Genomic DNA, 18,993 nt, shown 5'->3' on the forward strand with positions numbered 1-18,993 from the left:
ACGCGGGCTGGTGGGGGGTGTGTCATTTTAACCACCCCCCCGCCCCCCCCCCCGGCGCCCCCCCCCCCCGCGCCCCCCCCCCCCCCCGCCCACCGCCAGCCTTCAGGGAGAAGGAGAGCACATCCGTGACCGGGCACCCCGGCCTCGCCCTCACAGCAGCCGCCGTCACCACCCTCACCCTGCTGGCACGCGTGTGGGCCACGCCCCGCAAGCGGCGCCGACCCAGCACCCGCGGCCTCCGCCTCCGGCGGCATCGCTCCATCTCGGCCCCAGTCCGCCCGCGGCAGACGAGCGATCCCAGCGCCCTGCGCGTGCTACGCGAAGCCGAACAGCAACTGAGCCGGCAGTGGAACCGCCTCCACGCCTTCTACCCCCACCTCGCTGACGAGGGCGACCCGCAGCGCTGAGGGATGTCTGTTTCTCAACCCGACTGCGTTGATCAGCTGCCAACTGCGCAGCCGGCGACGCCCCCGTGCGGCACGAGGACGGCCGCGTCGCGGCTACCCGAACCATCAAGCTCATGCCTGGGCTGCCGTACCGACACCGCCGCCGGTGCTCGGGGGACACGTAGTTGCCGCGGGTCCGCAGGACCGGACAGGGACGCCGAGTGGCGGCCGGGCACCGGACCCGCCAGGCCCGCCAGGCCCGCCAGGCCCGCCAGGCCCGCCAACCAAAACTGCCCTGAACCTGGTCGCCGTGAGCCCTTCCCCCTGGCGTGAGTGTCAAAGAGGTCACTGCGCGGCGTGCGTGGAAAGCTGGGTACAAGACTTGTCCAGGCGGATGAGTAACGGAGGACGCAGTGGACTGGGGTCGGTTCGCGCAGCAGATGGCCTCGATGGCACGGGACCTTCTGGCGCAGGACTCGGTGGCAGCCACCCTGGAGCGGATCACTGCTTCGGCCACCGAACTGGTGGAAGGCTGCGACGCGGCCGGCATCCTCGTGCTGCACGACAGCACAGTGGAGTCGCTCGCTCCCACCCACCAGCTGGTCATCGACAGCGACCAGCTGCAACAGCGCCTCGGCGAAGGACCCTGCTTCGATGCCGCCCGTACCGCGCAAGGTGAACGAGTCTTCCGCATCGCCGACCTCACCGGTCTGCACCAGCGCTGGCCCTCCTACGCCCCTCAGGCCCGCACCCTCGGCGTGGGCAGCATGATGGGCTTCCTGCTCTTCACCGACGACGAGGACCTCGGCGCCCTCAACCTCTACTCGTACAAGCCCGGCGCCTTCACTCCGGACAGTGAGACAGCGGGCTGGCTGCTGGCCTCCCACGCGGCGGTCGCCTTCTCCAGCGCCCGCACCCACGCCCAGATGGAGCAGGCCGTCGCTACGCGCCATGTCATCGGGGAAGCCATGGGCATCCTCATGGGCAGCCGCCACGTCACCGAAGAGCAAGCCTTCGACGTACTACGCCGTTACTCCCAGGAGAACAACGTCAAGCTCCGCGAGGTCGCCCGCCTCGTCTCCGAACGAGGCAGCCTCCCGTGACCCCGGTCGGGCGGCTCCCCCAGCACGTTGGCTGAACCAGAGAAGCCTGAGCCGGGCCAGTCCCCAGGGGAACGCTGCTGCACACGGCCTACTCACCAAGTCCCCCTCCGGACTATCCCCACACCTGCCTCGGCCCGAGGGGTCCCCGCGCGTCGGGAGGGTTCAGTGCCTCGGGGTCGCGATCCGCAGCGGCGCCGCCGACCGGCACCGCATTCTCACCGCGCTCCGCGGTCTCCGACCACCAGGCGCCACCGTCTTCGATGTAGCGCGGCTGCACGCCTGCCCGGATCGCCCACGGACAGATCGCAGCGGTCTTGATCCCGGTCAGCTTCATGACGGTGTGCCCGACCACCGCGCCCGCCAGGATCTGCGCGGCCCGGGGCGGAGATCCCCGGCAGTTGCGCACGCTCAACCGCCGACAGCGCCGCGAGAGTGCTGATGCAGCTCCGCAGGTCGCGGCGCGCGAGGTGCCAGGTGCCAGGTGCCAGGAGACAAACGGACCCTCCCGGCCCGGGGCAGCCCCGCACAGCCACCCCAGTTACTGGAAGGTGCGCGAGGTCGCCACCGCCGTACGAGGCCCCTCACAGCGGACCCCATCAGCAACATCACGCAACTGGTGGCGCACCTTACGGCGTAGCGCCTTCACACTCAGCGCGCTCGGCCGCCTTCGCGTGGAAGAACAGTCGGGTCAGCCGGTTCGCTCCGAGCGGCAGCGAGGCCGTGAAGTCGGGCAGCCGACCGCGGCCTTCAACGCACCCGGCACAGTGCAGATCGGCACACCCGTCCCGCAGCGGACGGCATCCAGTCGGGAGCCGCGGCCACGCGGGCGGGCGCGACGTACAGGAACGCTATAGGGCAGACGCAGAGGGAAGTTGATTCATAGTGGCTGTGGAAGCCAAGGAGACACTTACCGTCTGCCGGCTCACAGAACACGGGTGAAGAGGCAACCCGTATTGCGCGCGAGCAGCCCTGCGCCCTTTTCGGGCAAACGTCGGGGTGAGTGCAGTTCACAGTGGCGCGGGGCTCAGTCATATGTGGGTACTCGGGCCAGAGTGGCGGTGAACCGCGCTGCCCATGGCATGGAGGGATTCTCCCCATGGCCCAGCATGTCCGCGACGTCATGACGACCGACCTGGTAACCGTCGAACCGCAGACATCGGTGACAGCCGTCGCCGAGATGATGCGTGACGAGGACATCGGGGCCGTGCTCGTCACCGAGGGCGACCGGCTGCGTGGGCTGGTCACGGACCGCGACCTGGTGGTTCGATCGGTGGCGGCAGGGCACGACCCGGGCAGCACGACCGTCATCGACGCCTGCAGCGACGAGTTGATCACGGTGGGGCCCGGCGACAACCTGGACCATGCGGTCGACGTGATGCGTGAGCACTCCGTACGCCGTGTCCCGGTCGTCGATCAGAAGCAGCACGCGGTCGGTCTCATCTCCCTCGGCGACTTGGCTATCGAGCGTGATCCCCACTCGGCACTGGGGGACATCAGTGCCGCCAGTCCCAACACCTGACCGTTCCGCCAGGTCAGTAGCCGGAAGGAGCCAGCCATGACCTCTCCTGACCCCGAGCCCACCCGGACTCCTGGACTCGAATCAGGCGGTCAGGTCTCCCCGGGGGAGACCCCGCCGGCCGAAGGTGGCACCTTCGGCACCCACCCGGACCCGCCTGAATTGAGCAAGGGATGGGGCGCGATGCCCCTGACCGTGATCATGGTCCTGGTCGTGCTGGTGGTGGTCGGGCTGATCGCCATGGCCGCGGCCCTGTGAACGTGGGACGCCGCAAGGGAGCCGGAGACCGCGGGCCGACTAGTCCGAGTGCCACGTCAGTGGAGGGGAACTCGGCCGCTATGAACGCCGAGCGAGTGTCGCAGAACTCCTACTGGGTCGAAACCGCCCCGGCCGGCGCCCCCGCTCCCCCACCGGCCGCCGACCTGAGCGTCGATGTCGCCGTGGTCGGCGGCGGCATCGCGGGACTCAGCGCCACGTGGGAACTCGCACGCCGGGGGCGTGAGGTCGCCGTACTTGAGGCCAGGCGCCTCGCGGCCGGGGTCACCGGGCACACGACCGCCAAACTCACCGCCCTGCACACCCTGATCTACGACCACCTGCGCCGCACCCGTGGCGCCGAGGGCGCCCGGCTGTACGCCCGCTCGCAGAGCGCCGCAATCCGGCATGCCGAAGGCATCGTGGACGAGCTGGGCATCGACTGCGACTGGGAGGAGGCGGCGGCCTTCACCTACGCCGAAAGCCCGCGGCGCGTCGCAGAACTGCGCGCGGAGGCGGAAGCGGCAGCTGAGGCGGGCCTGCCCGCCGAGTTCGTCACCGAGACGGACCTGCCGTACGCCGTCGCCGGAGCGGTCCGGGTGAGCGGGCAGGCCCAGTTCCATCCCCGGAAGTATCTGCTGGCACTCACGGACGACCTACTGCGGCGCGGAGCCTCGGTGTACGAGGACACTCGGGTCGTCGGCCTCACCGAGGGCACGCCCTGCACTCTGACCACCGACGCCGGTGTGTCGGTGCGCGCCCGCGACATCGTGATCGCCACGCACTACCCCGTCTTCGACCGGGCCCTGCTCTTCTCCCGGCTGTCCCCGCGCCGGGAGCTGGTCGTGGCCGGGGGCATCGACGAGGAGCGGGCGCCCCGCGACATGTACATCACCCCGGAGCAGGCCACGCGCTCCGTGCGCACGGCACCCCTCAGAGACGGTGAACGTCTGCTGATCGTCACCGGGGAACACTTCACGCCCGGCAGCGCCGACGTCGAGGAACGGTTCGCCCGCCTGTCCACCTGGGCCGAGGCCCGCTTCCCCGGTGTCACGCTCACCCATCGATGGGCCACCCAGGACAACGACTCCACCGACTCCGTGCCCCTCGTCGGACCGCTGCGTCCCGGCAGCCGGCACACCTACGTGGCGACCGGTTTCGGCGGCTGGGGTCTCAGCGGCGGCATCATGGCGGGCCGCCTGCTGAGTGACCTCATGGCCGGACGCGCGGTCGAGTGGAGCGGCCTCTACGATCCCCGGCGGGTCGCCTCCGTCGTGCGCGAGGGAGGGTCGTTCCTCAAGCACCAGGCTCAGGTGGCCCGGCACTTCGTCGGCGACCGGATACCGCCACTGATCGGGCCCTCCCCGGAAGACATCGCCCGGGGCGACGGCGCCGTGGTGCGGATGGGCACGGGCCAGTGTGCCGTGCACCGCGACGAGCAGGGTCAACTGCACGCGGTCTCGGCCAGCTGCACCCACCTCGGCTGCATCGTCGCCTTCAACCGTGCGGAAAAGGCGTGGGAATGCCCGTGCCACGGCTCCCGCTTCACCCCGGACGGCGAGGTCCTCCAGGGCCCCGCGGTACGGCCGCTCAGGAAGCGCGACCTCTGACGGGTACTCATTGTGGATCTTGCGACCGATGCACGTCAGGACGCCGGCACGCAGGCCTGACCTCGGCATCCCCACGGCGATGAGCATCGGCGCCTGGTCGCAGACCACGCGACGACCACGCAAGCCCGTAGAGGCCCGGTGTGCCCGCGCACCCTCGTGAACCACGGGCCCGGGTGCCGCGTCATCCTGGTGCGCGGCCCGTACCGGGTGCGGGCGCTGTGCGAGGGAGAGCAGGGGACGGATGACGGGTGAAACGATCGGTACCGGGCTGGCCGTATTGGTGGGCCTGGTGAGTCTGGGTGCCGGTGCGCGGGAGGCGCGGCTGCAGATGCGGCTGGGCCGCTCCGGGGTGCACGCCGAGGGGGTGGTGGTGGACCAGGAGCATGAGCGCGGGGACGATTGTTCGACGCCCGTCATCGAGTTCACCGACCGGCAGGGCCGGCCCGTCGCGCGGGGGCTGGGGATGGGGATGGATCTCGGAACCCATGTGCCGGTCGTCTACCTGCCCGAAAGGCCGCAAAGCGCAAGGGTATTCACCCGGAAGCACCGCCTGTCTCCGATCGTCGGCCTGCTCGCCGGAGCCATGATCTTCCTCGGCGTCGCGGTTGGGGTCCTCCTCACGCGCTGAGCCTGTTCTCCCTCCTGGTTCTCACCAACGGATCCACCGCCAGACCCGTCACGGGACCCATCGGACACGCCCTAGCAGCCGAATTGCGTTCTCCAATCGGTCTCGACCTGGGAGCACGTACACCCGAGGAGACAGCCGTGTCCATCACTGCGGAGATCATCGCCCACGCTCTGACAGCCGCAGCCGGTTTGCCGCCGGCCCTGCTACGCCGGGCAGCCGAAAATCTCTTGCGGAGTCGTCTGAGCACTCGATACCCAGCATCGAGACGACAAGGAGCACAGGATGACGACCCGTCTGGGTTCCCTACGTTGTTCTGCGGGAGGCGGTGAGCCCTTCGTATGGTTCACCCACCCAGGGGCGCGGGGTGTGGCTGACTAGCGCGTGTCTCTTTGATGGGTTGGTCAGTTGATCGGATGTGTCCGTCCGATTAGTGATCACCGATGCGATGTGGGACCGGATCGAGCCGCTGATGCCGGCGGATCCGGTCCGCGGACGGCGATGGGCCGACCACCGCCGCACTCTTGAGGCCATCGCGTGGAAGTACCGCACCAGCTCGCCCTGGCGGGACCTTCCCGACGAGCTCGGCTCCTTCCAGACCGCTCACAAGCGGCTGATCAGATGGGCCATCGACGGCACCTGGGAGATGATCCTGGCTGCCGTCCTGGCGGCGGCGGACGCCGACGACGACATCGACTGGACGGTGTCGGTGGACTCCACGGTCGTCCGGGCCCACCAGCACGCTGCCGGCGCACTCAAAAAGGGGCGGCCCACTCCGGCGAGCCCGCCGATCACGCGCTCGGACGCTCCCGGGGCGGGCTGAGCACCAAGATCCACCTGGCCGCAGACGGCCGCGCACGACCCCTCGCCTTCACCGTCACCGCAGGCCAGGCAGGTGACGCACCCGCCTTCGAGACAGTGATGGCCCGCATCCGCGTGCCCCGCAGAGGTCCGGGCAGGCCCCGGACCCGGCCGCTGGCCGTTCTGGCCGACCGCGCGTATTCCTCACGCGCCATCCGCAGCCACCTGCGGCGCCGGGGCATCCGTGCGGTCATCCCGCAGCCGTCCGACCAAATCGGCCACCGCCTGCGCCGAGGCCAACTCGGTGGCCGCCCGCCCGGCTTCGACAGCGAGGCCTACAAGCAGCGCAACACCGTCGAACGGTGCATCAACCGCCTCAAGCAATGGCGCGGCCTGGCCACACGAACCGACAAGCTCGCGATCGCCTACCAGGCCGCACTCCACCTCGCGGGCATCCTCATCTGGACCCGACGCTGACCAAAGAGACAGAACCTAGCCGTCGAACCCGTCCCGCAGGATCTGCCGTGCCACCCTGCCGCGTACGTCGGCGAGTTCGGCCGCGATCCGCAGCTCCCGCTCGCCGTCCGTCACGACGGCCGCGGGCACGGCCTCGCCGGTGAGCAGGCACGCGCGCCTCAGGTGCGTTGGCGGGTGGGTCGCGTCGACGCTGTGGCCCCGCAGGGCGCCGGCCCGCCGCTGACGCTCGTACTCGTACTCCGGGATTGACGCCATGTGCGCGGCGAGTCGCTCCCACAGCCCGTCCGTGCGGTCCTCGTCGCGTCCGGCACGGCGCGGGCCGCCGAGGCCGGCCTGGGCAGCCTCACGGCGCAGGGTCGTGGCGGCGGAGTCACCGACCAGAAGCCGGTCCATGAGGCCCACGGTGGCCTCGGTGGACGCGGCGCGGGCGGCCACGCGGTCGGCGAGGTACTCGGCACGCTGGGTGGCGCGCAGCGTCAGCTGGTCGAGCAGGAGCAGGACGCTCTGGACGAGCAGGCGAGGCACGAAGTACGCGAGATTGACGACCATCTGAATGAGGGTCGGGTCGGCGATCGGGGCGAAGTAGTAGCGCCAGGTCGTGAGGGAGCGGAAGGCGGTCCCGACGACCAGGCCGTGGCGGGTGTCCCCGTTGCCGTAGTGGCCGAGTTCGTGGCCCAGCAGGGCGATCCGCTGCTGGGGCGTGAGGATCTCCCACAGGGGCAGCCCGAGGGTCAGCAGGCGGCGGCCGCGCACGCCGTACGTCGTCACGCCGGCGTTGAGCTCGGCCCCCACCACGATCGCGTCCACGTTGCGGGTGCCGGCGACGCGGGCGACCTCGTCGAGCAGCGCGAACAGCTCGGGCGCGGCGGCGCGGCGCAGCACCGGCGCGTCGTCGGGCAGCCGGTTCGTGCGGGGCCTGAGGGCCCAGGCCAAGAGCAGGAGGAACAGGCCGGGCACCATCCTGACGCCGCCCCATCCGCGTACGACGAACCAGACTCCGGCCGCGGCAAGCACCAGGGTCACGCCGTGGACGGCGAGCGCAATCGCTTGGGCTAGGACAGCGGGGGCGTCCCGCCGCGCCTGCAACGTGCCGCCGGCGGTCACCTCGGCCAGCAGCTTCTCGCCGTGGCGCCGGGCGAGGGCGCGCTGCGTCCTCTCCAGCCGCCCGTGGTGCTCCTGCGGCCGCGCCGGGTCGACGTTCCAGTCGCACGCGGCGCACCACGTGGTGAACCGTCTGTCCGAGCGGATCTCGGCCCCGCACTGCGGACACGGCTGCGTCGTTTCCTCCGTGGCGACACTCATCGGCGCGCTCCCCTCCCCATGGCCCCTCCCCAGAGACCACCTGTACATGACACCCCAAAGCTGATCATGCGGACGCGCCCGCGTAAAGCCGTGAACTTCCGGTCGGCCCCGGCAAGGATCCGGCCTGCCGCGTACGACAGGCAGGCCCCATGACAATGGGTGCAACGGGTGCAACGGGTGCAACGGGTGCAACGGGTGCGGCGGGTGTGACGGAGGACTTCGACGCCTTCGAACGCGGTGCCTGTGCCGAGCGGGCCGAGGTGTACGCGGGGAGTTGCGGGCGGCTGTGTGCCTATGCGGTCAGGGCGCTGCTGGACGCGGCGGGTGTGGGGGAGGGCGCGCATGTCCTCGATGCCAGGACCGGGACGGGAACCGCGACCCTGGCGACGCAGCGGCGTGGAGCGCGGGTCCAGGCGGATGCGCCGCTGTCCCAGGCTTCGGCGAGGGGCGCCATGTGGCGCGGTCATCATCGACTGGTTCACGTTCAACGGCGTCATCATGCAGATTGGCGCGGGGTTGTGTCGTCTGGCCCACAGCAAAGGTCAGGCCGAGCAGGTTGATGCGAGTTGAAGCAGCGTTCAGAACACGTTGATCGCAGCGGGTGCCCGTTCCATGCGTGTCAACGCTCGCAGCAGCGCTGCCTGGCCGTGCCGTCGGGCGGACAGCTCGGTCAGGAGAGCGACCACGGGGGCGAAGGCAGCATGGGGGAGTTCTGCCGCATGGCCGCCCACACTGACCGCCAAGTCGTCCATGTGCACGGCCAGTTCCACCATCCGCGTCACGAGAAAGTCGTCGAGAGTCAGCGCCCATCCTGTTTGCGGCATGAACACGACGTGGTCCCCGCGCAGTTGCGCGAGACCGACTCGTTGCTCGTCGAGCACGGCATAGGCCCGCTCTCGCAAGGGCTGCACCCCCTCGGAGGAGATGCCCTCACCCTTCGCCCGGATGCCGGAGTTAACGTCCCCGTCAAGCGGAGCGTCGATCCACATGGCACGTGAATAGTGGTCCAGCAAGGAGATCGGATCACTCTCGGACTCAGGTTCCTGAAGCGCGGGAGTCACGCTGAAGATCTGATACATGAGGTGGCCGGCCAGGCCACCGACAGTCCACTCCGCCAGCGCGCTGGGCTTCCCCCACAAGGCGGCCACTTCCGGCGCATCCAGCAAGGCCGCGGCCTGCGCCGCAGTCTCCAAGTAGGCGTTCTTCAGACTCACGAGCCCTCCATGATCCGGTGATCCCACGTTACGCAGTGCCGCCGGGGTCCCGCAGCCCTCATGCCACGCGGCGGTCGGCCCAACCATCCACGTTCGGGACAGCGGGCGGAGCGACAGCAAAACTCGGTTCTGGCACAGATCTTGGGGACCGGTCGCAGAGGGTGACAGTGTCGTTCGAGTGGAAAGGTGGTCACAAGCCCAGCTGTCCGACTCAACACTCACCTCGTAGCCTCCGCGTATGACTGCTGATCCGTTCCAGTGCCGCTGCGTCCTCTGCCATGACTACGGCGACCGAGACGAAGCGGACCGCATGGATCTGACGATCATCGAGAATGTGCAGCGGCATGGATGGCACGTTGTGATGGTTCCCGAGGACGAGATCGGTCCTGGATTCGCCTACACGATCGGCCTGTCACACACTCACGGCGCACCTGAGCTCGCCATGTTCGGACTCGATATCCATGACATGCACCGCATGCTCAACAGGCTCGGAGCGAAGTCCGCCGCGGGCGCTGTACTGGCTGGCGGCCAGTGCCATGCCGACATTGTCGACGGTCGACAAGTCGCGCTCCGGCAGGTCGATCTCCGCTGGTACCGGACCTTCTTCGGGCGGGCCATCGGGTTCTACCGGCGGCCTCCTTTCCCTGTGCTGCAAGTCGTGTGGCCCGACGCGGATGACCGCTTTCGCTGGGAAGAACAGGCTGAGGCGAGGCATCGGGACTCCCAGCCTCAGTTGTGGCTGCCCCCGAGTGAGCACCCTGTCGGGATCTGGACGACCGAAGTCTGACCTCTCACGTGCCGACCAGCGACAGACCAGCACGTCGCGAAAGCTACTGAAGCAAGATCATTTTGCGGAGCAGTTCAATTCCGGCTCGTCCGCAGAGCTGCCTCTTGATCTTCTTGATGCGGTTCACGCCACACTTGATGCTGCCCGAGTTCCCGGAAGAAGTCGCCAAGGCCACCCAGGCACGTCGGCTTTGGTCCTCATCTCTGCCAGCCGCCTCAGCAGGATGGATCCACGGCTCATCCTCTAGATTGATTCCACAGGCTTCGAGGAAGTCTCGCTCCAGTCGATGCTCAGGGCCGTGCAGTGAACCAGCGGAAACGATGCCGTAGATGGCGAGGTCCGCCTTCATCTGAGTACGCAGCAGCGAAAGTTGCCGTCGTGATACTTCACTTCTCCAACGTTCTTGCTCGCCGATCTCTCGTCGATGAGCTTCGGCACAGAGGCTGGCTGGGAACAGCTCATCGTCGGAGTAGCGCAGGTTCTGCTTCGCCTTGAGATAGAGCTGACGGGTCTTGTCGGTCAGCAGCATGCCGTTGCCATCGGTGTAGTACCAGTCGGTGACTTGCTCGAATAGATCATTCCGTTCTGCCTCGCTCATCGGCTCCGGACGGGACGGAGAGGCGACTCTGAGCATGGCCCAGAGAGCGGCGTATGCCTGGATGCGGCGTTCAGAGGTCCTCAAGTCGAGTTGGCGCCGATAGCTGTTGGCTAGGCGGGCGCCATAGACGGCCACGCATGCGGTCGCGATGCCAACGAGAAGGGTGGATGCGGCTGTGATGGTCGCCGGGACGAAAGGGTTGCTGCCATGTTCGTCGTCTCTACTCGTGATGATGTCTGGTGACCAGGGCAGCGCTCGTCTCGACAGCCCAGCCGACGCCGAAGCTGTTCTCGGTATTGCCCCTCCGTAACGGCTCCCCAAGATCTGTGACAGAGCCTGCCGGATAACGTCACAGCCAAACCTGGCCTTTCGCTGCCTGGAAGAACTCCTCGATGCACCACCTGGTACCGGCCACCCTGGCCAGCTCGGACAGCGGCATCCGTTTTGGGGACCAGCACAGGTAGAAGGCGAGTTCGCCACTACTCGGGTTGCGGCAGACCCTCGCCGCCGCCGGTGGCCGTGGGCGCCGCCGCCGGTGGTCGTCGGCGCCGATCTCGGTCCAGGCCCGGTCGTGGTAGCGCGGCCCTTTCGCTCCGGCTCCTGCGCTCTGCCGGTGCCAGGCCGAGGCGGGCAGGCGGTCGACGACGGCATCCGCCCGGGTAGCGGTTCGCCCCTGGTCGATACGCAGCCGGGTGCTGCAGGCGATGGCCAGGGGGCGTATCCGGTCCGGCGGGACTCCAACAACGCGTGCAGGCCTGCGGGCTGTCCGCTGCCTGGCCCGTGGTCAGGATGAACGCCAGCGGGCGGCACTTGCGGTCGGCGGCGAGGTGGACCTTGGAGACCTCACCGGGACCATCCGATGATCACGACTCGGTATGCCCCCTAGTGACGCGCTGAGGTGCCGGACGCCAAGGGCGGGCAGGAGTTCAGTCAACGGTCAACCAGCCGTGGACGCGGGGCCTCACCTGTGGATTCCGCGTCGGTGTCGTCGGTGTCGTCGGTGCCGACCGGGCCGCGGGGAAGCATCCGGTCCAGCCACCTCGGCAGCCACCAGTTGGTCCGGCCGAGGAGTGTCATGGTCGCCGGTACCAGCACCATGCGTACGACCGTGACGTCGATGAAGATCGCAGTGGCCAGGCCGAGCCCGAACATTTTGGTGGAGGGGTCCTCGGCGACGGCGAAGGACAGGAAGACCGCCACCATGATGAGGGCGGCCGAGGTGATGATCCGGGCGGTGCCCGAGACGCCCTCGACGATCGCCGTGCCGTTGTCGCCGGTGCGCAGGTACTCCTCGCGTACGCGGGAGAGGAGGAACACCTCGTAGTCCATCGACAGGCCGAACAGGATGGCGAAGAGGAACATCGGGATGAACGACACGATCGGAACCGTCGCTTCCAGCCCGATGAGTGCGCCTGCCCAGCCCCACTGGAAGACCGCGACCATGATGCCGTAGGCCGCGCCGATGCTCAGCAGGTTCAGCAGTACCGCCTTGAGCGGCACGAGTATCGAGCGGAAGACCAGCATCAGCAGCAGGAACGACATCGCCAGCACGGCGGCGACGAGCACCGGCAGGCGTTGGCTGGTGCGTTGGCCCACATCGGACAGGCTCGCGGCGGCGCCGCCGACGTGGGCCCTGGCCGGGCCGTGTCCGATCGCCGTGGGCAGCACGTCGGTGCGCAGCCGGGCGATGGTGTCGGCCGTGGCCTTGTCCTGAGGGCTGGTGGTCGGGAACACCACGAGGGTCGCGATGCCGGTGGCCCGATCGATCTGCGTCGGCGCGACGGATGCGATGCCCGGATCCGCCGCGACCGCCCCGACGAGTCGGTCCAGCACTCCCGGATCACCGGCGGGGTCCGCGGCGATGACGAGGGGACCGTTGGTGCCCGGGCCGAACCCCTCGGCGACGAGGTCGTAGGCGCGGCGCTCGGTACGGCTGTGGGGCAATGAGCCGTCGTCGGGCAGGCCGACGCGCAGGCCGAGCACGGGCAGCGTCGCGGTCAGCAGCAGCCCCGCCGCGCCGACCGCGTACGGCACCGGGTGCCGGCTGACGTGCCCGATCCAGCGCCGCCACCCGGCGGCGGGGGCGGCGCCCGCCGCCGGGTCCCGCCGCCGTGAGAGTCGGCCCGGCTTCCTGGTCTGCAGAGCCCGGCCGATCCGGCCGACCCGGGCCAGGCGTGGGCCGGCGGCGCCGAGGAAGGCCGGCAGAAGTGTCACCGACGCGAGCACCATGGTCAGGACGACGATCGAGACGGCGAGCCCGCCCACCGTCATGAACGGCACGTTCGCGACCGCCAGGCCGAGGATCGACACGACGACGGTGCCGCCGGCGAAGACCACGGGCCTCCCCGCCGTGGCCACCGCTCGCCCCGCCGCCTCGCGGGGATCGAGCCCGCGCGCGAGGTACTCCCGGTGCCTGGCGAGCACGAACAGCGCGTAGTCGATGCCCACTCCGAGCCCGACCATGCTGCCCAGGACAGGGGCGAAGGTCGGGACGTCCGTCACCCCCGCCAGTACCGTCATCGTGGCAACCCCGACGGTCAGCCCGAAGACCGCCATGCCGATCGGTAGCGCGGCGGCGACGAGCGAACCGAACGCCAGGAACAGGATCGCGGCTGCGGCGAGCAGGCCGATCAGCTCGCTCGCGCCGCCGTCGGCGTCGGAGAAGGCGTAGAAGAGGTTCCCGCCCATCTCGATGCGCAGGGGCAGCTCGGCGCGCAGCCGGTCGCCGAGATCGACGAGGGCGTCGAGGTCTTCGGCCGACAGCCGGCTCTGGTCGGGGTACTGCACCCGGACGACCGCGATCCGCCCGTCGGCCGAGACAAGGCCGCCACGCACGGCGGTGTCCCCGCCTGCGTCGAGTGCCCCCGCCGGATCGCTCGTGCCGAGCACGTGCGGCAGCCGCCGCACCTCGGTCTGCAGCCGCGTGAGAGCGGTGCGCGCGCTGCCGTGGTCGAAGAACGTCGCACCGCCGTCGAGGGGAGTGACGACCACTTGGGCGGTCATCCCCTCCTGGCCGGTGCCGGCCCGCTCGATCAGTACCGCCGCCTGTTGGGAGTCCAGCCCCGGAGCGGTCATCGAGTCCGCGGTCCGCCCGCCGATGGCGATCGCGGCGAGGACGGCGAGCGTGGCGGCGATCAGCCATGCCGCGATCACCCGCCAGGGATGGCGGGCGGCGCTTGCGCCCAGGCGCAACAGGGCTTTCGAGAGCATTGGTTCCTCCAACCACGTCGTCGGCCGTCCTTGTACGGCCGCCGATGCCGAGGCTCGTCGCCACGGCGCTCCGCGGCATCGGCCCGCGGGCCGCGGATCCGTCGGCCCCGGGGTGGAGTGACGAACCGTCCTTTCGGCCGATGCGCGGCACGCCGCGGTCCCTAGGCTGAGAACCGTGCTGCGAGAAGACCTGCGAACCCTGTGGACCGAACCCCGTCCGCCCGACGCGCCCGCCCGGGTGCGGCGGGACTGGATGCTGCTCGCCGCGGGCCTGGGCGGTGTGGTGCTGGAGGCCACCCTGCGCGAGAACGTCGTGTGGCGGCCGGTGGCGGTGGTGTTCGCCGTATGGCTGTGCGTGCTGCCCCTGTGGCGCCGGACCCGCCCCCTGGCGATGGTCACGCTGGCGTTCGGCTCGGTGATTCTGCTTCAGGTGGCCTCGCTGATTGCGGCACCGCGCGAGCCCGTCGGCCTGTACACCGGCGTGGTCGTGCTCGTGCTGGTGTACGCGCTGCCCCGGTGGGGATCGGGACGCGAGATCGTGCTGGGCGGCGCGGTGATCCTCACGGCCGGCGTGCTGTGTTCCGTCACGGACGAGACGCCGGTCGTCGAGAACGTCGTGGGCTTGGTCTTCCTGCTGCTGCCCGGCGTGTTCGGGGCTGCCGTGCGGTTCTGGGTGACCGCTCGCGAGCGGCAGGTGGAGCAGGTGCGCTCCCGCGAGCGCGAGCAGCTCGCCCGGGAACTGCACGACACGGTGGCCCACCACGTGTCGGCCATGGTGATCATCGCCCAGGCGGGCGGGGTGCTCGCGGGCGCCGACCCGTCCGCCGCCGTCAAGGCGTTGGAGGAGGTCGAGGAGGAAGGGGCGCGCACGCTGGAGGAGATGCGCGCCATGGTCGCCGCGCTGCGCGACCGCGGGGTCGGCGCCGAGCTGGCGCCCCCTGCCGGAGTCGCGGATCTGGAGCGTCTGGTGCGCACCCCGGGTGGTCGCCTCAGGGTCGACCTGGGGCTCGACGGCGAACTGGACGCGCTGCCCCCGGCCGTGGACGCGGCCGTCTACCGGATCGTGCAGGAGTCGGTGACCAACGCGCTGCGCCATGCGGTCGACGCGACCGAGCTCGTCGTTCGGGTCGCAGCGGAACGGCACATGGTACGGGTGAGCGTGCGCGACAACGGCCGGCGCACCGGCCGGGGTCGCGACGGATACGGACTTACCGGACTGCGCGAGCGCGCGACCCTGCTCGGCGGCACACTACGAGCCGGCCCGGGTACCGACCGGGGCTGGCATGTCGAAGCCGAACTGCCGAGAGCGAGGAGCGAGAGCGGTGTCCATTCGCGTCCTCGTCGCTGACGACCAGACGATCATCCGCACCGGGTTGCGGATCATGCTGAACGCCCAGCCCGGCATCGAGGTGGTCGGCGAGGCCGCCGACGGACAGGAAGCGGTAGGTCTGGCCCGCGAACTGCGCCCCGACGTCTGCCTGTTCGACATCCGCATGCCCGTGATCGACGGGCTTGAGGCCACCCGGCTGGTCGCCGGCCCGGGCGTCGCCGACCCGCTGGCCGTGGTCGTCATCACCACTTTCGACCTCGACGAGTACGTCTACGGCGCGCTGCGTGCCGGCGCCCGCGGATTCCTCCTCAAGGACACGGGACCAGACCTTCTGGCCCAGGCCGTACGGTCGGCGTCCGACGGTGAGGCGCTCATCGCGCCCAGCGTCACCGTCCGTCTGCTCCAGGCATTCGCGGACCTGCCCGCCGGCCGGCCCGCGGCCCAGCCGGTCGCCCCCGTCACCGCCCGCGAGGAGCAGGTGCTCCTCGCCGTCGCTCGCGGGCTGACCAACACCGAGATCGCCGATGCACTGCACATCAGCCTCAGCACGGTGAAGACGCATCTGGCCAGCCTGATGGCCAAACTCGGCGCCCGCAACCGGGTCGAGATCGCGATGTGGGCCTACGAAACGCGCCGTATCCTCCCCGGAACCTGAACCGGTTGCCGGGCCATGTCCCATGAGCCCCCGCCCGGACATCAGTGCACCGGCCGGCTCACGTCGGCTCCACGTGCCTCACCCGCCCCAGAGCGTGACATACCAGGAGGCCGGAACTGGGACGGTGAGACACCCGACACGACAAGACTCCCGACAGCTACCTCGCCAGTCTCCACCTGCACGCCTCGATGATCTGGTTCAAAGACCTCACCAGGACCACCCGATGATCACGGCTAGATACGCGCCCTGGACGAGTAGTTCCGAAGTGATCAGTGGTCGAAAGCGATGAGCGAGCGTGTGATCGGTGCGCTGGTCTTGTGGTTGTGCCAGATCGCTGCGGCCATCGCGAGGATGCGCTGGGCCACCCGTATCGCGACCCCCTCGAAGGTGCGGCCTCCGTGTTGCTCCAGGTCGAGCTGGCCTTTGAGGGTGTCGTTGACCGACTCGATGAGCTGCCGCACGGCCTTGAGCTGTGGTTCTCCCCGGCGCCGCCGCTCGCGTTTGAAGGACGGACGCAGCAGCTCGATGCCCTGTCTGGCGAGATCGGCCTCGAACTCCTTGGAAGCGAAGCCCTTGTCGCAGATCGGCAGCAGGCTGCTGCGGACGGCGGACAGGTGGGGTTCGCGGTCGAACATGGCCGCCAGCACCTCGCGTTCGTCGATCTTCGGGGCGGCCGGCGCCCAGGTGACGGGCATCCCGGCCGGGGTGCAGACCAGGTACAGCCGCAAGCCCCAGAAGAACCGGGAGTGGGAGGCGCAGTAGCCGTATCCGGCCCAGCCGACCAGGTTGGACCGTCTGGCCGTCGGCCTGGACCGGCCGGACTCCACCGGGGTGGAGTCGGCGATCCACACGTTGTCGAACCAGAAGGCCGTATCCGCGGCCAGCAGCCGTATCACCCGTTTGACCAACGGCAGAGCCGCCCGCAACCGCTTGTTATAGCCCGGGCGTTGAGGCAGGTGGGGGAACATCGAACCGAGGTGCGCCTGAGCGAACCTCAGCCAGCGGGCCTCGGAGCGGAAGCCCAGGACCGACTGGGCCACCGCCAGGCAGACGAGTTCGGAGTTGCTGAGTCGGGGCGGTCGGCCAATGCACCGGGTTCCTCCGATCTCGCCGTCGATCTTCACACAGAGCGCGGTCAAGAGGGTGTTCAGGTCGGTCGTCACAAACTGATCTTGGACACCCTCGTTGCGTTAGCGAGCGGCGAGTGTTCCGTCGCGCCAGCAGATGCCCTTTCGCTGCGGGCGCGGGCACGCTCATGGCGGTGGGCGGTCAGGACTTCAGGCGGGTAGCGGGAGAAGGGTGTGATGCAGGTCACGAGGAAAGGGTGACAGGCTGTTGTCGCAGACAGCTGTGACAGTCGACGCATGACGATCACAGATGAGGACTGCCTCGCCGAGACCCTGACATTCAACGCCCAGTTCGAGGCTGCTGCCGCAAGCCGTCCATCTCGTGGGCAAGCGCCGAATGCAGACGTGCTGGCGCTTCTGCGGCGCAACCGGCTCGGTGGCGACACGCCCCCCGTGCAACTGCCGCAGGGCCAGGACCGCGTCGTCGCGGGCGGGGTGAAGGTCCGGGCGTTCGTGCCGGATCACGTCGACGGCGTGTACCTGCACATACACGGCGGTGGCTGGGCGTTCGGCTCTGCGGACGGGCAGGACGAGAAGCTGTTGCGGCTTGCCGTGGAAGCTCGGCTGGCCGTGATGAGCGTGGACTACCGCCTGGCACCGGAGCATCCGTTCCCCGCCGGACCCGACGACTGCGAAGCGGCCGCCCGGTGGCTGGTGGACCGCGCCGAGGCCGAGTTCGGTACTGGGCGGCTGCTGATCGGTGGCGAGTCGGCCGGTGCACACCTGAGCGTCCTGACCCTGCTGCGGCTTCGCGACCGGCACGGCATCACCGGCGCGTTCCATGCGGCCCACCTGGCCTTCGGCCCGTACGACCTGTCGATGACACCGAGCCAGCGGATGTTCGGCTCCCGGCGGCTGCTGAGCAACTCCGACTCGGTGCGGGGAAGCTACGAGCTCTTCACACCGGGAATGGGGCCGGAGGAGCGCCGCGACCCCGAGGTCTCGCCGCTGTACGCCGATCTGACCGGCCTGCCGCCCGCCCGGATCGTCGTCGGCACTCAAGACCCGCTGCTGGACGACTCGCTCTTCCTGGCCCAGCGGTGGCAGGCAGCCGGGGCGCCCGTGCAACTCAGCGTCGTCGCGGGCGCGATGCACGGCTTCACTCTCTTCCCGTTGACCATCACCGCACGCGAACAGCAGCGGGAGCGGGACTTCCTGACCGGCGCGTGACGATAGCGTCGCCCCATGAACCGCACACCTCGGCTCTACGCACTGGTGGAAGAGTTGCGCGCGGCGGCGCCGCGATCGTTGACGGTCGCCGCGCTCGCCGCACGGTTCGAGGTGAGCACGCGCACGGTGCAGCGCGATCTCCAAGCTCTGATGGAGGCGGGCGCCCCAGTGCGCACCACCACCGGGCGGGGCGGCGGCTGGTCGATCGACCCGGCGATGACCCTCCCGCCGATCCGCTTCACCGCTGAAGAGGCCGCGGCGCTGGTCGCCGCGCTCGCCGTCGCCGACGCCTCCACCCCCTACGCCGGCGCGGTCCGTACCGCGTCCCAGAAGATCGCGGCCTCGATGACCGGCCCCGCCTCGACGGCGGTCCAGGAACTCGCCGCCCGGATCGTCGCGCTGCCGACGCGGACCGCGGAGTCGGTCCGGACCGCGGTGGAGCAGGCTCTCACCGACAGCACAGTGCTGCGGCTGTCCTACGTCGACGCGGCCGGGCGGGAGAGCGACCGCGCCGTCGAACCGGCCGGACTGCTCACCGCCGACGGCAAGTGGTACCTCATCGCCTGGTGCCGCACGCGGCAGGCCGGTCGGGGCTTCCGACTGGACCGAATCACCGCGGCGGCTCCGACCGGTGAGCAGGCGCGACCCCATGACCTGGCCGGCCTGCTGCTCGGCTCGGCCGCCGCCAGCGCGGTGCAGCCCACCGCGCTGGCCTCACTCATACCCCCGCCATGACAATCGGAACTACTCATCTAGGGGAGCGGGCCGGCTGGACCAGCCGGTGGTGTCGGGGTTCTCACAGCTGCTGCGGACTGATCTGGACACGC

Annotated in this window: 17 protein-coding genes and 2 pseudogenes; 13 read left to right on the forward strand and 6 right to left on the reverse strand. The window is 69.7% G+C overall.

The features are described 5' to 3' along the window. Positions 1-125: 125 nt before the first annotated feature. Both ACFWYS_RS35050 and ACFWYS_RS35055 read left to right on the forward strand, forming a co-directional pair. Positions 126-407 carry a hypothetical protein gene (locus ACFWYS_RS35050; protein WP_384777666.1) on the forward strand — a complete coding sequence of 94 codons (282 nt, stop codon included), beginning with the start codon at positions 126-128 and terminating at the stop codon, positions 405-407. Positions 408-799: 392 nt separating this feature from the next. Further along, the gene (locus ACFWYS_RS35055) at positions 800-1,489 is read left to right on the forward strand and encodes a GAF and ANTAR domain-containing protein (RefSeq protein ID WP_384777668.1); all 690 of its coding nucleotides are present in this window, start codon (positions 800-802) and stop codon (positions 1,487-1,489) included. Positions 1,490-1,651: 162 nt separating this feature from the next. Here the strand turns inward: ACFWYS_RS35055 and ACFWYS_RS35060 are convergent. Continuing rightward, positions 1,652-2,348: pseudogene (locus tag ACFWYS_RS35060) on the reverse strand (Ppx/GppA family phosphatase); the annotation flags it as partial. A gap of 237 nt (positions 2,349-2,585) precedes the next feature. Here ACFWYS_RS35060 and ACFWYS_RS35065 point away from each other — a divergent pair. The 6 genes and pseudogenes from ACFWYS_RS35065 (at position 2,586) to ACFWYS_RS35090 (ending at position 6,773) form a co-directional block, all read left to right on the forward strand. After that, complete coding sequence (locus ACFWYS_RS35065) at positions 2,586-3,008, forward strand: CBS domain-containing protein (RefSeq protein WP_384777671.1); 423 nt, start codon at positions 2,586-2,588, stop codon at positions 3,006-3,008. A gap of 36 nt (positions 3,009-3,044) precedes the next feature. Next, positions 3,045-3,263 (forward strand): DUF6480 family protein, encoded by a 219-nt coding sequence (locus ACFWYS_RS35070; protein ID WP_384777674.1) that lies wholly within the window; start codon positions 3,045-3,047, stop codon positions 3,261-3,263. Positions 3,264-3,343: 80 nt separating this feature from the next. After that, the gene (locus ACFWYS_RS35075; RefSeq protein WP_384777677.1) at positions 3,344-4,870 is read left to right on the forward strand and encodes an FAD-dependent oxidoreductase; all 1,527 of its coding nucleotides are present in this window, start codon (positions 3,344-3,346) and stop codon (positions 4,868-4,870) included. 241 nt (positions 4,871-5,111) lie between these two features. Further along, positions 5,112-5,498, forward strand: coding sequence for a DUF3592 domain-containing protein (locus ACFWYS_RS35080; RefSeq protein ID WP_384777680.1), 387 nt, complete (start codon positions 5,112-5,114; stop codon positions 5,496-5,498). A gap of 77 nt (positions 5,499-5,575) precedes the next feature. Next, a pseudogene (locus ACFWYS_RS35085) lies at positions 5,576-5,827 on the forward strand (XdhC family protein); the annotation flags it as partial. A 116-nt stretch (positions 5,828-5,943) separates the two neighbouring features. After that, positions 5,944-6,773, forward strand: a protein-coding gene (locus tag ACFWYS_RS35090) for an IS5 family transposase (protein WP_384777830.1) whose coding sequence is annotated in 2 segments (ribosomal slippage) — positions 5,944-6,279 and positions 6,282-6,773 — 828 coding nt in all. Because the reading frame shifts where the segments join, the coding sequence is not laid out codon by codon here. A gap of 15 nt (positions 6,774-6,788) precedes the next feature. On the opposite strand, the gene ACFWYS_RS35095 is transcribed toward ACFWYS_RS35090, so the two are convergent. After that, a complete protein-coding gene (locus ACFWYS_RS35095; RefSeq protein WP_384777683.1) occupies positions 6,789-8,075 on the reverse strand; it encodes a M48 family metallopeptidase in 1,287 nt (428 codons plus the stop codon). A gap of 578 nt (positions 8,076-8,653) precedes the next feature. Beyond that, positions 8,654-9,289, reverse strand: a complete 636-nt coding sequence (locus ACFWYS_RS35100; protein WP_384777686.1) for a maleylpyruvate isomerase N-terminal domain-containing protein — start codon at positions 9,287-9,289, stop codon at positions 8,654-8,656. Between the two features lie 238 nt (positions 9,290-9,527). Between ACFWYS_RS35100 and ACFWYS_RS35105 the strand changes: the two genes are divergently transcribed. Further along, a complete protein-coding gene (locus ACFWYS_RS35105) occupies positions 9,528-10,076 on the forward strand; it encodes a DUF4262 domain-containing protein (protein WP_384777689.1) in 549 nt (182 codons plus the stop codon). A gap of 43 nt (positions 10,077-10,119) precedes the next feature. Here ACFWYS_RS35105 and ACFWYS_RS35110 read toward each other — a convergent pair whose 3' ends face one another. Together ACFWYS_RS35110 and ACFWYS_RS35115 are read right to left on the reverse strand one after the other, a co-directional pair. Continuing rightward, a complete protein-coding gene (locus ACFWYS_RS35110; protein WP_384777692.1) occupies positions 10,120-10,674 on the reverse strand; it encodes a hypothetical protein in 555 nt (184 codons plus the stop codon). A gap of 930 nt (positions 10,675-11,604) precedes the next feature. Continuing rightward, positions 11,605-13,884 carry an MMPL family transporter gene (locus tag ACFWYS_RS35115; RefSeq protein WP_384777694.1) on the reverse strand — a complete coding sequence of 760 codons (2,280 nt, stop codon included), beginning with the start codon at positions 13,882-13,884 and terminating at the stop codon, positions 11,605-11,607. A 175-nt stretch (positions 13,885-14,059) separates the two neighbouring features. Between ACFWYS_RS35115 and ACFWYS_RS35120 the strand changes: the two genes are divergently transcribed. Both ACFWYS_RS35120 and ACFWYS_RS35125 read left to right on the forward strand, forming a co-directional pair. Continuing rightward, positions 14,060-15,232: a sensor histidine kinase gene (locus tag ACFWYS_RS35120; protein WP_384777697.1), complete on the forward strand. Its 1,173-nt coding sequence runs from the start codon at positions 14,060-14,062 to the stop codon at positions 15,230-15,232. Further along, positions 15,207-15,869, forward strand: a complete 663-nt coding sequence (locus ACFWYS_RS35125) for a response regulator (protein ID WP_384777700.1) — start codon at positions 15,207-15,209, stop codon at positions 15,867-15,869. Before ACFWYS_RS35120 ends, ACFWYS_RS35125 begins: the two co-directional genes overlap by 26 nt. 269 nt (positions 15,870-16,138) lie before the next feature. On the opposite strand, the gene ACFWYS_RS35130 is transcribed toward ACFWYS_RS35125, so the two are convergent. Continuing rightward, the gene (locus ACFWYS_RS35130; RefSeq protein ID WP_384777703.1) at positions 16,139-17,032 is read right to left on the reverse strand and encodes an IS982 family transposase; all 894 of its coding nucleotides are present in this window, start codon (positions 17,030-17,032) and stop codon (positions 16,139-16,141) included. A gap of 201 nt (positions 17,033-17,233) precedes the next feature. On the opposite strand from ACFWYS_RS35130, the gene ACFWYS_RS35135 reads away from it, so the two are divergent. Next, positions 17,234-18,166 (forward strand): alpha/beta hydrolase, encoded by a 933-nt coding sequence (locus ACFWYS_RS35135; RefSeq protein WP_384777706.1) that lies wholly within the window; start codon positions 17,234-17,236, stop codon positions 18,164-18,166. A gap of 15 nt (positions 18,167-18,181) precedes the next feature. Further along, the gene (locus tag ACFWYS_RS35140) at positions 18,182-18,901 is read left to right on the forward strand and encodes a helix-turn-helix transcriptional regulator (RefSeq protein ID WP_384777709.1); all 720 of its coding nucleotides are present in this window, start codon (positions 18,182-18,184) and stop codon (positions 18,899-18,901) included. Positions 18,902-18,993 lie beyond the last annotated feature (92 nt).

The sequence above is a fragment of the Streptomyces sp. NPDC059010 genome, assembly GCF_042740355.1.
Lineage (GTDB): Bacteria > Actinomycetota > Actinomycetes > Streptomycetales > Streptomycetaceae > Streptomyces.